Origin of the sequence: Tahibacter aquaticus (genome assembly GCF_004363655.1) — a bacterium.
In the GTDB taxonomy this organism is placed as follows: domain Bacteria; phylum Pseudomonadota; class Gammaproteobacteria; order Xanthomonadales; family Rhodanobacteraceae; genus Tahibacter; species Tahibacter aquaticus.
The window spans coordinates 273259-286605 of sequence record NZ_SNZH01000005.1; the positions used below are offsets into that span (position 1 = coordinate 273259).

The 13347-nt window shown below is 66.2% G+C and carries 11 protein-coding genes; 4 read left to right on the plus strand and 7 right to left on the minus strand.

The features are described 5' to 3' along the window. Positions 1 to 210 precede the first annotated feature (210 nt). The 4 genes from DFR29_RS10305 (at position 211) to DFR29_RS10320 (ending at position 6466) form a co-directional block, all read left to right on the plus strand. A complete protein-coding gene (locus DFR29_RS10305; protein WP_166654006.1) occupies positions 211 to 2205 on the plus strand; it encodes an amidohydrolase family protein in 1995 nt (664 codons plus the stop codon). An 809-nt stretch (positions 2206 to 3014) separates the two neighbouring features. Then, positions 3015 to 4700: a sensor domain-containing diguanylate cyclase gene (locus DFR29_RS10310; protein ID WP_166654007.1), complete on the plus strand. Its 1686-nt coding sequence runs from the start codon at positions 3015 to 3017 to the stop codon at positions 4698 to 4700. 280 nt (positions 4701 to 4980) lie between these two features. After that, complete coding sequence (locus DFR29_RS10315; RefSeq protein WP_133818505.1) at positions 4981 to 5388, plus strand: hypothetical protein; 408 nt, start codon at positions 4981 to 4983, stop codon at positions 5386 to 5388. Positions 5389 to 5530: 142 nt separating this feature from the next. After that, the gene (locus DFR29_RS10320; protein WP_133818506.1) at positions 5531 to 6466 is read left to right on the plus strand and encodes a rhomboid family intramembrane serine protease; all 936 of its coding nucleotides are present in this window, start codon (positions 5531 to 5533) and stop codon (positions 6464 to 6466) included. A gap of 356 nt (positions 6467 to 6822) precedes the next feature. On the opposite strand, the gene DFR29_RS10325 is transcribed toward DFR29_RS10320, so the two are convergent. The 7 genes from DFR29_RS10325 to DFR29_RS10355 form a co-directional block, all read right to left on the minus strand. Next, a complete protein-coding gene (locus DFR29_RS10325) occupies positions 6823 to 8178 on the minus strand; it encodes an alginate export family protein (protein ID WP_133818507.1) in 1356 nt (451 codons plus the stop codon). Further along, entirely contained in the window at positions 8175 to 8585 is a 411-nt protein-coding gene (locus DFR29_RS10330; RefSeq protein ID WP_133818508.1) for a DoxX family protein, read from the minus strand. Before DFR29_RS10330 ends, DFR29_RS10325 begins: the two co-directional genes overlap by 4 nt. After that, positions 8582 to 9289 (minus strand): YoaK family protein, encoded by a 708-nt coding sequence (locus DFR29_RS10335; protein WP_133818509.1) that lies wholly within the window; start codon positions 9287 to 9289, stop codon positions 8582 to 8584. The genes DFR29_RS10330 and DFR29_RS10335 overlap by 4 nt, the downstream gene beginning before the upstream one ends. A gap of 1 nt (position 9290) precedes the next feature. Continuing rightward, positions 9291 to 11132 carry an amidohydrolase gene (locus tag DFR29_RS10340; protein WP_133818510.1) on the minus strand — a complete coding sequence of 614 codons (1842 nt, stop codon included), beginning with the start codon at positions 11130 to 11132 and terminating at the stop codon, positions 9291 to 9293. Positions 11133 to 11134: 2 nt separating this feature from the next. Continuing rightward, positions 11135 to 11416 carry a XapX domain-containing protein gene (locus tag DFR29_RS10345; protein WP_133818511.1) on the minus strand — a complete coding sequence of 94 codons (282 nt, stop codon included), beginning with the start codon at positions 11414 to 11416 and terminating at the stop codon, positions 11135 to 11137. Between the two features lie 72 nt (positions 11417 to 11488). After that, the gene (locus DFR29_RS10350; protein WP_133818609.1) at positions 11489 to 12313 is read right to left on the minus strand and encodes an alpha/beta fold hydrolase; all 825 of its coding nucleotides are present in this window, start codon (positions 12311 to 12313) and stop codon (positions 11489 to 11491) included. Positions 12314 to 12519: 206 nt separating this feature from the next. Next, positions 12520 to 13176, minus strand: a complete 657-nt coding sequence (locus DFR29_RS10355) for a hydrolase (RefSeq protein WP_133818512.1) — start codon at positions 13174 to 13176, stop codon at positions 12520 to 12522. Between the last annotated feature and the right edge of the window lie 171 nt (positions 13177 to 13347).

Here is a 13347-nt window from a genome sequence, read left to right on the forward strand (position 1 = left end):
TCAGCCTCATCGCACGGTTGCCCGATGACGCCGCATTCACTGCGGCTGCGACCGCAAGCTCTGGCTGCGCGTACAAAGTCGTGCCTGGGCAGCCAGCCAGCGGCGGCCTCGTGTCCTGTCTCTCAGATATTTTCGACACAGGACACGAGATTTGACAGCAGCAAATTGTACGATGTACAACGACACTGCCATGCGAAGCGGGGAAGCCTCATGCGTCATGCCTGCCTGATTGCCGTGCTGCTGTTCTCGAACGGCTTGCTTGCTGCCCCGGCGCGGCAAGACAGCTTCCTGATGCTGGACAAGGTTGCCGGCCGCCAGACCGTCACGCAGCACAAAGACGGCAGCCTGCAGGTCGAGTTCGCCTATGACGACCGCGATCACGGCGACCAGCTCAGCGCCCGCTGGACGCTGGATGCCGCCGGCATTCCGCTGCATTACGAGGTCAGCGGACACAATTACATGAAGGCGCCGGTACGCGAGCAGTTTCGCCGCGAAGCCGGCAAGGCGAGCTGGCAAAGCCTGGACGGCAGCGGCAGCAGCGACAGCGCAGCCGCCGCCTTCTACCTGCCCGAAGATGCGCCGCCGGAATTGCTCGGCGTACTCGCCCGCGCCCTGCTGCAGGCCCCGCAGCAGAAACTGGCGCTGCTGCCCGACGGCCAGGCGCAGCTGCAGCGCGTCGGCAGCCTGACCGACCGCAGCAACGGCGATCCGCGCGAACTGACTCACTACCGCATCAGCGGCCTTGGCTTTTCGCCGCAGTCGGTCTGGCTCGATGCCGACGGCACTGCGCTGCAGGCGTCGCCCTGGGTATCCACCCTGCCGCAAGGCCGCGAACCGCTGCGCGCCGCCCTGCTCGCCGCGCAGCGCGAGACGGAAACCGCCTGGCATGCCGGGCTGGCGCAGCGCCTGGGGCGCAAGCCGGCCGGCGACCTGCTGATCCGCAATGCGCGCCTGTTCGATCCCCGCGACGGTTCGGTCACTCCTGCCAGCAGCGTGCTGCTGCGCGGCGAACGCCTGCTGCGCGTCGCGCCGGGCGCGACTATCGACGCGGGCGCCGCGGAAATCCTCGATGCGCGCGGCCGTTTCCTGATGCCTGGCCTGTGGGACAACCACCAGCATTTCGATGGCGTCGACGGCCTGCTCGACATCGCCAACGGCGTGACCAGTGCGCGCGACCTGGCCAACGACAACGACGAATTCCTGCGCCGCGTCGCGCGTTTCGATGCCGGCACGGAAATCGGCCCGCGCGTGGAAAAGGCCGGCATGATCGACGGCAGCGGCAAATACGCCGGTCCTACGCCCATGCACGTGGACACGCCGGAGCAGGCACTGCGTGCGGTGGACTGGTATGCCGACCGCGGCTACGTGCAGATCAAGACGTACATGTCGCTCAAGCCCGAACTGGTGCCGCTGATCGCCGATCGCGCCCATGCGCGCGGCCTGCGCGTCAGCGGCCACGTGCCGGCCTTCATGTCGGCCGAGCAGTTCATCCAGGCCGGTGCCGATGAAATCCAGCATTTCAATTACGTGGTATTGAACCTGCTCTGGCCCGAGGTGAAAGAAACCACCTTGCAAAGCGAACGTTTCGGCAAAGTGGCCGAGCGCGCGCGCGATTTCGACCCGGCCCAGCCCCGCGTGCGCGCCTTCATCGATTTCCTCAAGCGCCGCCATGTCGTGCTCGATCCCACCCTGGGCCTGTTCGAAATGCGCCTGAGCGGCGACCCGCGCAAACCGGTGCCCGGACTGGAAACCGTATTCCCGCGCTTTCCGCCCAGCGTGCGCCGCGGCGCACGCAGCGCCAGCTACGCCGTGCCCAAGGGCCAGGAAGCCGCCTACGCCGCTGCATTGCCTGCCATGTATAAATTGCTCAAAGCGCTACACGATGCCGGCGTGACCATCGTGCCCGGCACCGACGCCCTGGCCGGCTACCTGCTGCATCACGAGCTGGCCCTGTACGTGCGCGCCGGCATCGCACCGGCTGAAGTACTGCGCCTGGCCACGCTGACCTCGGCCGAAGTCATGGGTGTTGCGCACGAGCGTGGCGTGATCGGCAACGGCAAGCTGGCCGACCTGATCCTGATCGACGGCGACCCGACCCGCAACATCGACGACACGCGGCGTATCGACCTGGTATTCAAGGGCGGGCGTATCTACGAGCCGGCGCAGATCGAGGCGGCATTGGGCATGACGGCAGGGCGGCAGTAAGGAATCTGTACAGCCATCAAAACCGGCGCGTGGCCTTCGCCCCACTCGGCGCGCGCGTGCCGGATGGCGGGTTTCGCCTTGACCCGCTCCACCCGGCTTCGCTGGGGGAGCGGGTCAGGCAGTACAGCGAGGCCTGAACGCGGTCTTTTCCGCGCAGCGGCTGCGCCAGCTTGCACCGCCTGGCATCCGCACCGGAAGACAAGCATTCCCGCTCCATCGCCTCCATCCATAAAATTCGGCAAACAGCAAAGCAGGAATCGGCAAAACCATCAAAACCTGACATTCAAGCTCAGCCAGAGATTGCGTGCCTTGTTGGTGTCGACGAAAACCGAATACATCTGCTGTTTTTGCGCGGCACCGCCGCGGCTGCCGGTTTCCAGGCCGAAGACGCCGTCTTCGCGTCGGCGCGCTACGCCGCCGACGGGCGTAACACAGGCACTGCGAAGCTCAGCTCAGGCGGCGGGCCGCGGCGGCGGCGCAGGCCAAGCGTGGGATCGGTGCGTGGCGTGATGGCCCGGCACAGCCAGCGACTGCACGAGCTATCCGCTGCAGGGCGGATGCGCCCCTCCGAGACTGCGGACCGCACATCGGCAAGGGAGTGCGTTCACGACCACCGTCGCCTGGCCGAATCGTCCTGCCCGAGCCTGCCATACGCTTGCGCGGCCAGACCCCGGTCCGCCTACACTCGGCCCAGCTATCCACCCTCGGAAGCCCATGCGGAACCTACCGGCCAGCGCCACCTGCCACCCAGCCGCACCTGGCCATCTGCTGCAGTCCGGTCAGGCCTGCATCCCGGCAAAAACCTAGCCGTGGACCTGCGCGCCCGCCTCGCCCTGCTGTTTCTCGCCGCCGGCCTGCTGCTGGGCCTGAGCAATGTGCTGCTCTACCGCAGCAACGACCGGCTGGTCGAGGACATGCGCTGGGTCATGCACAGCCATCTGGTGCGCAAGGAAATCGGTGCCGTCGAACTGGCCGCCCACGACATGAGCGCCAGCATGCGCGACCTTGTGCTGACCCGGCGCGAAAACGCCGTCAACGAATACGTCGATGCCCGCGAACGCATGCACGTGAGCGTGGAACGGGTAAAGCAGCTGGTCGCCGACCATCGCGCCCAAGGCGACAATGTGCAAAAACTCATCGCCTTGGCGGCAACCCGGCGCGAGACCATGGACCGCCTGCTCCATACGCAGCAGCGCGATCCGGCTGCCGCGCTGTCGCTGATCAACCAGGGCAGCGACCGCGAAGGCATTGCGGATTTCACCGCCCTGATCCAGGCCATGCACGAGATCGAGGGAAACCTGCTCGGCGAGCGCGAATCGGCCACCCGCGCCAGCGTCGCACGCACGCAGCTGTTGCTGGTCGTGGCAGCCGTTACCGCCATCGCCCTGCTCGGCCTGTGCCTGATACTGGTCTGGCGCGAACAGCGCCGGCGCCAGATCACCGAGGCCAGCCTGCGCGAAGCGGCCATTGCACTGGAAGCCGCGCTGACCGAATCGCGCGGCCTCTCCAGTGCGCTGCGCCAGCTCGGCGAAATGGCGGAAATGTTGCAAAGTTGCCAAAGCATATCCGAAGCCTACGCCGTCGCGCGGGCCACCCTGCCGGCCCTGCTCGGCGGCAGCGCCGGCACAGTACAGACCATCAACGCCTCGCAGAACCTGGTCGAGACCGCGCTGGAGTGGGGTGAACCCGCCATCGCGCGGGAAACCCTGTTCGCACCGGAAGCCTGCCTGGCAATCCGCCGCGGCCAGCCCTATCCGCCGGCCGGGGCGCAGGTCGTACTGCATTGCCAGCACCTGCACGACAGCGCGGCGGCAAGCCCTGCGCAGTACCTGTGCGTGCCGCTCAGCGCGCAGGGCGCGGCGTTCGGCATCCTGCATGTCAGCTGCGCCGGCCCTATCGACGCCAGCCTGCGCCGCGACTGCATCGCCGCCGCCGAACAGCTGTCGCTGTCGCTGGCCAACCTGCGCCTGCAGGACAGTCTGCGCACCCAGTCCATCCGCGACCCATTGACTGGCCTGTTCAATCGCCGCTACCTGGAAGCCTCGCTGCCGCGCGAACTGCAGCGTGCCGAGCGGCGCCAGTCCGATCTCAGCGTACTGATGCTGGACATCGATCACTTCAAACGTTTCAACGACACCCAAGGCCACGATGCCGGCGATGCCCTGCTTGCCCAGGTCGGCGTGGTACTGGCCCAGGTTGCGCGCAGCGAAGACATCGTCTGCCGCTACGGCGGCGAGGAATTCACCCTGGTACTGCTCGACACCGACCTGGACCAGGCACTGGGCCGCGCCGAACAGGTACGCCGGGCCATCGCAGCCATCGATGTGAGTCATCGCCGCGTCCACCTGGGCCGCGTCACCTGCTCCATCGGACTGGCCAGCTATCCTCCCCACGGCAACACGCCGGCCGATCTGATCGCCCGGGCCGACCGCGCGCTCTACCTGGCCAAGGAATCTGGCCGCGACCGGGTCGAGGCGGCGCGGGCGGTCGTCTAGCTTGTAATGGGGCGTGATCGGAACGCCGTGGTTCGCCCGCTGGGGTACCGGGTTGCAACGGGGCGTAACCGAAACGTGTTGTTTCGCCGGCCCGGGCACTGTGCGGCGCAATTCGCTGCGCTCATCGCGCCCTGCGTATGCGCCCAACGTTTGCGCGTGTCGGTTCCGCCTGCAACGTCGCGCTGCCCGCCGGCGTCCTGCCCTACGAGGCTATGCATTTGACGCAGGCAACCCGCAGGCCGATGCTGCCCACACCCCTGGCAACACAAGGAATATCGTCATGTTCCGTCCGCTCACTATCGCGCTGGCGACTACACTCTCGCTGCTCAGCGTCGCCGCCGTCGCCGCCGACCGCAGCCCCGAAGCACGCCTGGCCAAGGCCATTGCCGGCCGTACCGAAGGCGAACCCGTGCGCTGTATCCGGCTGCGCGATATCCGTTCCACCCAGGTGATCGACAAGACCGCCATCGTCTACACGGTCGGCAGCACGGTCTATGTCAACACACCGTCCGGCGCTGCCTTCCTGCGCAGCGACTCGATACTCGTCACCGACACGCATTCGTCGGAACTGTGCGACATCGATACCGTCAAGCTGCTCGATTCGGGTACGCGCACGCTCATGGGCAGCGTGGGCCTGAGCAAGTTCGTTCCGTATACAAAACCAAAAAACAGCACGCCGGGGCAGTAGCGCAGCGCAGACGCCACGAGCCGGTCGCGCGAGGCACCGGGCGAGCCGTCAACTCGGCAGCGTGGCCGCCACCGCGGCGCAGCGGCCACCGCACAGGCTTTTCGATGGCAGAATCCAGGCCGGATTCGGCCGGAAATGCGCGATGTTCTTTTTTCCCTACAAACTCGACGTCAGCCTCTACCGCATCCCGTTCCTGACGGCATTCGTCTGCCTGCTCTGCTTCCTGACGTTTTCGCGCCAGATGTCGGCCGATTCCCATTACCTGCGCCGTATCAGCACTCACTGCGCCCAGGCGGTCGATCCCAATCTGCAGGCCATTCTTTCCAGCACCAGCGCCGACGGCGAGCATCGCGGCTGCGTGGAAAACCTGCTGCTGTTGCGCAGCGCCGATGCCCGCGAGGCCACCATTGCCGAAATGGCGCGCCAGCGCAGCGATCTGAGTTTCTATGCCGACCCGGCCAAGGACATCGATTACAAATCCGCCAAGATCAGCAGCGGCTTCGCCGACTTTGAACGCGCCGTGCCGCCGCTGATGACCGACAAGCTGGCCTACGACCCCTCGCACTACGACGTGGTGCGCATGCTGACCTCGACCTTTGCTCATGCCAGCTGGAGCCATCTGATCGGCAACCTGATCTTCTTTTTCATCTTTGCGTCTTTCGTCGAAAGCGCGATCGGCTACGTCTACTACCTGCTGGCTTTCCTGCTGATGGCCGTGACCTGCAGCCTCGCCTACAGCTACAGCGTCGGCTCTGCCGAGGGCGCGCTACCGACGGTAGGCCTTTCGGGCGTCGTCATGGGCATGCTCGCGCTGATCACCACCTTGATGCCGACGGCACGCGTGCGCTGCCTATTCTGGTTTCTGATTTTTCTGCGCCGCTTCAGCCTGCCGCTGATCGTGATCGCCCTGTGGTACGTAGGCTGGGATCTGTACGACCACTACGCCAGTGCCGGCCGCTCCACCATCAACTACGTGGCACATATAAGCGGCGCCGCCACCGGCGCAGTGCTGGGGCTGCTGTTCCGGCTGGTACATGCGGACCGGATGCGGGTGTTGAGTGCGGAGATGGAGCGCTGAGCGGTGGAAGTTGCACCTCCGGCAATACCGGACAGCTAGTTAGTGAGCGCGAGGCAGCGAGGCTTGCCTCACCGTGCGAATTGCCCGATTTTTCCTCGCCGTTGAGCAAAAATTCGTCAGCGGAAGGCAAAAATCACGCTACGGAGGGGAGCTGGCCCCCTACGGAGCGCAATTGCGACGCTACGGAGAGCAAATTGTGCTCAACGGAGACCCAAAATGGCGCTCCGGAGGGTGACTGGCATGCTCTGGAGCGCAAAATTTGCCCAACGGAGCAGGCACGTTGCCCTCCGGAGCCTGATTTTTGCCTTGCGGAGTGTTGGCAGTACATTTCTTGTATTTCGTACCGTGTTCTGAAATCAGTAGCGGTACTGAGTCAGCAGCATGGCAAAATCCACATCATCGCCACCTGCGCGGCGGATGGCGGGTCCGGCCTGGTGACGGCTCAACTGCAGCGCGACATTGAACGACCGGCCGATACGCCAGGCCGCATCGACTACGTAGGCGCTACCGACACGGCGCTCGCGATTGGCCAGGGTCTGCGGCAAGGCCACATAAGGCTGCAGATAGACGGCATCGGCGGTGTTCTGGCGCCAGCGTCCGATCAGGCTGGCCTTGAGGCTCAGCGTAGCCGTCGGCTGCACGCTGGCGCTGGCGCGCAGCACACGGGCATTGGCCCAGCTCATCAGGCCGCTTTCGTCGAAATAAGCACCTTTTGGAAATAGTGGATTGAAGGTGCCCAGCGCACTGCCCGGCCTGCCGCTGTCGCCGGAACCGATGTCGTATTCCAGCGCATAGCGCGGCGACCAGGCCGCAGAAGCCGTATAGCCGGCAATCGCACTGAAGGCCCAGGCGCGGATAGTGCGCGGGCCCAGGTGTCCGCCCTGCCCCAGCGCTTCCATATCCAGATCGAAACCGGCACTGCTGCCTGCCAGGCGCAGGCCTGCGCTGTCGCGCCGCTCGCGGCCGCGGCTGCCGGCAAGCACGGCGCCATCACGGCGCAGGCCGAAATAGTAGGCATCGAAGCGGTAGCGCGAAGCCAGGTTCCGCGACAGATACACACCCTGGAAAGCCTGGCTGCGGTCGGTGGCATCGTCGAACGCACCAGCCGCGTAGGCAACCGGCCGCGTCGCGAACAGATCGACGGACAGGGCCGGCCTGCGCCAGCTCGCGCGCAGGCCGTCGAAGCCCTGCCGCACATTCGGCCCTTCGCGCACCGAGACGAAACGCTGCAAGGGACTGAACATCAGTTCCTGCCGGCCCAGGCGCAGATTCAGCGACTTCGCCGTGTCGACAGCCATATCCAGGAACAGGTTCTGTACATCGCCGCGGTCGCTGTCGCTGACCGCCAGCGGCGCTTTCTTGCCGATCGCGTCCTCGCGCCCCAGCTGGGCGAACAGGCGCAGGCGCGGCGTGATATGCCAGTCGGCATGCACCAGCACGCGCTGCAAGGCGTAGCTATCGGCAACCCGGCCCAGGCCGTAGCGCGGTGCCGCCAGACTGTCCAGGCGCAGGCGCCATTCGCCGCCGAACGAGGCGAACGATTCATCGGACAGGGCAACGAACTTGTACGCCGGCGCGCGCGCGGGATCGTCGCGCAGCACGCTCCAGTCTTCCTCGAAACGCAGCAGGCGGAATGCCGGCAAGGCATCGGCCGCCATCGCCGTACCGCCGAGCACCAGCAAGCCCAGCGCGCCGAGCAGGCGGCGCTTCACGCGAGCGCGCTGCGGCGCCGGCGTGTCCCTTCGTACAGCGCCACCAGTACGAAACCGCCGATCAGGCCGATATGTTCGAGAAAGGCGTTCAGATCGCGAAAGCGGTCCATGCCGGTTTCGCGCCAGAACGCGTGGCCGATCAGCGTGGCGGCGAGGGTGAAGCCCGCCAGCGCCAGTGCGCCGCATGCCGCCTTGCGGCCTGGCGCGAACAGCACCAGTGCCGAGCCGCCCAGCTGCACGGCAATCGTCGCCGCGGCGAACAGTGCCGCCGGCTGCAGGCCGAAATGCGCCTGCTCGGCCAGCGCGCCAGACCAGTCCAGCAGCTTGGCCACGCCGCTGTAGACGAAGGCCAGGCACAAGGCGGCGCGCGCCAGCCAGTACAGCAACGCCCTGCGTGCATCGTTCATGCGGCTACTCCACGCCCGCGGCAGCGCAGCAGCACGATCGCCAGCGCCAGCACGGCAATGCCGAGGGAAAAGAACGCCAGCAGCTGATACGCCACCGCGCCGGCCGCCGCGCCAATCGCAAAGGCCAGCAGCGGCGGCCAGAACTTGGCCAGGCGCGTGCGCATTGCGGCGCTATCACCACCGCGCGGGCCGAACCAGAGCTGGGTTGCGTCGGCGGCGAGCTGGGTCACGTTGCCGGTCATCACCGTCGTCGGCGGCAGCTCCGGCAGCAACAGGCGCGAAGCCGCGTTCTGCACGCCCATCGCCGCCACGCCGATCAGGCCGGCGGCAATCGCCAGCGGCTGGTCGGCGTTGCTGATCGGCAAGGCCAGCTGGCCGAGTACGCCGAAGCCGGTCAGTAACAGCATCTGCGCCAGCACGACGACCGTCAGCGGCGTACCCCATTGCGGCCGGTGCCGGCCGACATAGGCCGTCGTCGCCATCACCGCGAGCAGGAATACCGGCAGCGCCAGCAGCTTGGCGATGACGCCGTGGCTGGGCCGGATCAGCGCCGCGCCAAGCAGGATGAAGTTGCCGGTCACGTGGGCGGTGAACAGACCGAACAAGGCAACAAATCCTACGCTGTCGACGAAGCCGGCGATAAAGGCCAGCAGCATGGCGTCGGTCGTGGTGGCGCTGGCGCGCACAGGCAGGCTGGCGTTCATTTCAGAACGCCCAGCAGGCGCAGCCCAGCGCGCCCCAGAAGCCGCCGGCATCGGCCAGGCCGCTGGCCGGCGCAGCGGCATGGCGATGCACCTGGCAGGCCGTGGCGGCGGGCATGCGCCGGTGCGCCTGCTGCGCCGCTTCGCTCTTCCAGTAGCGGCTGCCGAAATTCACCGGCGACCAGTCTGGCATCGCCGGCGGAATGCCCGGATCCAGCGGCGCGAATTCGCCGGCCGCATAGACCACCTTGCCGTCGACCACGGTCAGCAGCGAGACGATCTGGCGTATGTCTTCCTCGGCTACGGCGAAGTAGTCGGCCGACAGCAGGGCGAAGTCGGCCAGCTGGCCGGTCCTGATCTGGCCCTTCAGTCCTTCCTCGTTGGAAAACCAGGTATTTGCGCGGGTATACAAATCCAGCGCCTCGTGGCGGTCCAGCGTATTGCTGGACGGATACAGGCTCAGCCCACCCAGGGTCTTGCCCGTGGTCAGCCAGTAAAGCGCGTTCCAGGGATCGTAGCTGGCGACGCGGGTGGCGTCGGTGCCGGCGCCGACCGGTACGCCGAGTTCGCGCATGCGCTTGAACGGCGGCGTGTGCGCCGCGGCCTGGGCGCCGTAGCGTTCGACGAAGTATTCGCCCTGGTAGGCCATGCGGTGCTGCACCGCGATGCCGCCGCCCAGGCGTGCAATGCGTTCGATATTGCGCTCGCTCACGGTCTCGGCATGGTCGAAGAACCAGTGGATGCCTTGCAGCGAAATATCCTTGTCCACCTTTTCAAATACATCCAGCGCGCGGCCGATGCTTTCGTCGTAGGTCGCATGCAGGCGCCAGGGCCAGCGCCGCTCGGCCAGCACCCGCACCACGCCTTCCAGCTCGCCCTCCATCGACGCCGGCAATTCCGGCCGCGGCTGGCGGAAATCCTCGAAGTCGGCGGCGGAAAACACCAGCATTTCGCCCGCGCCGTTGAGCTTGTAGAAATCGTCGCCCTGCTGATAGCGGTTGTTGCTGGTCCAGCGGGTGAAGTCGGCCAGTTCTTCCCTGGGTTTCTGCGTGAACAGGTTGTACGCAATGCGCAAGGTCAGCTGGCCGGCCTGGTGCAGGTCGGCAATCACCTGATAGTCGTCGGGGTAATTCTGGAAGCCGCCGCCCGCATCGATCACGCTGGTCACGCCCAGGCGGTTCATCTCGCGCAGGAAATGCCGTGTCGAATTGAGCTGGTAGTCGTAAGGCAGCTTGGGCCCCTTGGCCAGGGCCGAATACAGCAGCAGGGCATTCGGCTTGGCCAGCAGCAGGCCGCTGGGTTCGCCGTTGCCGTCCTTGACGATTTCGCCGCCGGGCGGATCTGGCGTATCGCGCGTATAGCCGGCGGCGCGCAGCGCTGCCGCATTGAGCAGGGCTCGGTCGTACAAGTGCAGGATGAACACCGGCGTATCCGGTGCAGCCGCATTGAGTTCGGCCAGCGTCGGCAGGCGTTTCTCGGCGAATTGCTGTTCGCTGAAGCCGCCGACGACACGCACCCACTGCGGTGCCGGGGTGCGCGCCACCTGTTCGCGCAGCAGGCGCATGGCATCGGCCAGCGAAGGCAGTCCGTCCCAGCGCAGTTCCAGGTTGTAGTTCAGACCGCCGCGGATGACGTGCAGGTGCGAGTCGATCAGGCCGGGAATCAGGCGCCGGCCGCGCGCATCGACTACCTGCGTCTGAGGGCCGGCCAGGGCCAGCACCTCGGCATCGTCGCCGACATGGACGAAACGCCCACCAACAACCGCCAGTGCCCGGGCCTGCGGCCGGCTGCTGTCGCCGCTTGCAATACTGGCATTGTGCACAATCAGATCGGCGTGATCGGGCATGTTCAGGCTCCGGTTCTATCGCTGTGTGCCGCATCGGCAGTCCGCGCCGGCCGCTGCGGCAGCTGGCCGAACATATGTTCGCGGCAATCCTGCTTCACTTCCGACACGGTCGGCGTATCGCCGGCCAGCAGGCGCTTGGCCAGCGGCACCAGCTGTTCGCCGATCAGTATGCCGGCCAGGCCGACCAGGGCGATCACCGGCGGCGCCGGCGAACGCACGCTGAGCAGGCCGTAGATCACGCCGACCAGCACGCCGGCACCCAGCGAAACCACATAGACATTCATTGCGATACCTGCGGCAGACGAAGCGATGGCCGGCGGCGCAATGCCGCCGGCAGTGACGGCGCAGCCGGGTGATCAGCTCTTGATGAAGGCGAGGATGTCGGCATTGACCTCGTCGGCATTCACATTCGGCAAGGCGTGCGAGCCGCCCTTGTAGACCTTGAGCGTGCCTTTCTTCAGCAGCTTGACCGACTTCTGCGCGGCATTGGCAATGGGCACGATCTGGTCGTCGTCGCCGTGCAGCACCAGGGTCGGTATGTCGATCTTCTTCAGGTCTTCGCTGTAGTCGACTTCGGAAAACTGCTTGATGCAGTCGTACTGGCCCTTGAGGCCGCCCGCCATGCCCTGCAGCCAGAACGAGTCGATCAGCCCTTGCTGCTTCTTCGCATCCGGCCGGTTGAAACCGAAGAACGGGCCCGACGCCAGGTCGCGGTAGAAGCCGGACCGGTCCGCCAGCACGCCGGCACGGATCTGGTCGAACGCTTCCTTGGGCACGCCGTCGGGATTGCTCGCACTCTTCACCATTACCGGCGGCACGGCACTGACCAGCACGGCTTTGGACACGCGCGCGGTGCCGTGACGGCCGAGGTAATGCGCCACTTCGCCGCCACCGGTGGAATGGCCGACCAGCACGGCGTCCTTCAGGTCGAGCTTTTCGATCAGCGCGGCCAGGTCGTCCGCATAGGTGTCCATGTCGTTGCCGTCCCAGGGCTGGCCGGAACGGCCATGGCCGCGGCGGTCATGCGCGATGGCGCGGAAACCGTTGCTGGCGAAGAAGTAGCGCTGTGCTTCCCAGGCATCGCCGGTCAGCGGCCAGCCGTGGGAAAACACTATCGGGCGGCCCTTGCCCCAGTCGCTGTAGTAGATGGCCGTGCCGTCTTTGCTGCTGATCGTTGTCATGGACGTTTCCTTGCCGCGTTTCGGATGGGAGGGAGATGCAGGAGTGGCCGCGCCGGCCAGCAAGGGCCAGGCGATGCCGGCGCCGACGGCAGCGGCCGTCGCTGCCAGCAGTGCGCGCCGCTGCGCATCGATAGTGTCGCGTGCGTCGTCGTCGAGCGGTGTAGACATGGCGATACCTCGCACTGTGGAAATCGCGGCGTTGTGCCTCAATGGCCTTCGCTGGCGCCGAACATGCTCTTGGCATAGATCACGCCCAGGCCGTAGGAGCCGCCGAACACCTTGGCGATGCCGGTCGTGCTGTCGTAGCTTTCGCTGCGCGCCCAGTCGCGCTGCAGTTCGAGCAGGTATTGCAGCGCGGTCATCGGCTGGGCACCGGCCTGCACCATGCGCTCGATGGCGCGCCCATGCGCCTCGGCCGACACATCGCCGCAGGCATCGGCAATCACATACACCTCGAAACCCTGGTCCAGCGCCGACAGCGCCGGACCGACGATGCAGACCGAGGTCCACAGCCCGGCCAGCACGATGCGCGGCTTGCCGATCTCGTTGATACGGCGGATCACCGCCGCGTCTTCCCAGGTATTCATCGAGGTGCGGTCCAGCAGCGCCTGGCCCGGGAACGGCGCGGTGACTTCGCCGAACATGGGGCCGGAAAAACTCTTCTCGGCCACGGTCGTGAGAATGGTCGACACCTTGAAACTGGCCGCTGCGGCAGCGACGAGGCCGGCGTTGTTGCGCAACACGATGGCGTCGATCGAATGCGTGGCGAAAGCCATCTGTGACTGGAAGTCGATCAGGATCAGGGTGTGATCGGCCGGATTGAGCAGCAGCTTGCCGGGAGCAGCCGTAGCAACGGGGGACATGCGCGATTCTCCTGCAGGGTCGGGACAGATGCGCCGGCACGCGGAGACGGATCGCCACGCCCAGCCGAGGCTGCCTACTTTGGCTGTCGCGACCGCCCTGGCCCATCCCGCTACGGGCAGAGTTTTCCTACCCGAAAGGGTGATTTACGCCGGCAGCGCGGCGGCGCCATT

Bases quoted from the DNA above. Each gene is read 5' to 3' on its own strand.
- DFR29_RS10350 (WP_133818609.1), bottom strand. From the start codon at position 12,313: ATGACAACGATCAGCAGCAAAGACGGCACGGCCATCTACTACAGCGAC.
- DFR29_RS10335 (WP_133818509.1), bottom strand. From the start codon at position 9,289: ATGAACGCCAGCCTGCCTGTGCGCGCCAGCGCCACCACGACCGACGCC.
- DFR29_RS10330 (WP_133818508.1), bottom strand. From the start codon at position 8,585: ATGAACGATGCACGCAGGGCGTTGCTGTACTGGCTGGCGCGCGCCGCC.
- DFR29_RS10320 (WP_133818506.1), top strand. From the start codon at position 5,531: ATGTTCTTTTTTCCCTACAAACTCGACGTCAGCCTCTACCGCATCCCG.
- DFR29_RS10355 (WP_133818512.1), bottom strand. From the start codon at position 13,176: ATGTCCCCCGTTGCTACGGCTGCTCCCGGCAAGCTGCTGCTCAATCCG.
- DFR29_RS10315 (WP_133818505.1), top strand. From the start codon at position 4,981: ATGTTCCGTCCGCTCACTATCGCGCTGGCGACTACACTCTCGCTGCTC.
- DFR29_RS10340 (WP_133818510.1), bottom strand. From the start codon at position 11,132: ATGCCCGATCACGCCGATCTGATTGTGCACAATGCCAGTATTGCAAGC.
- DFR29_RS10345 (WP_133818511.1), bottom strand. From the start codon at position 11,416: ATGAATGTCTATGTGGTTTCGCTGGGTGCCGGCGTGCTGGTCGGCGTG.
- DFR29_RS10305 (WP_166654006.1), top strand. From the start codon at position 211: ATGCGTCATGCCTGCCTGATTGCCGTGCTGCTGTTCTCGAACGGCTTG.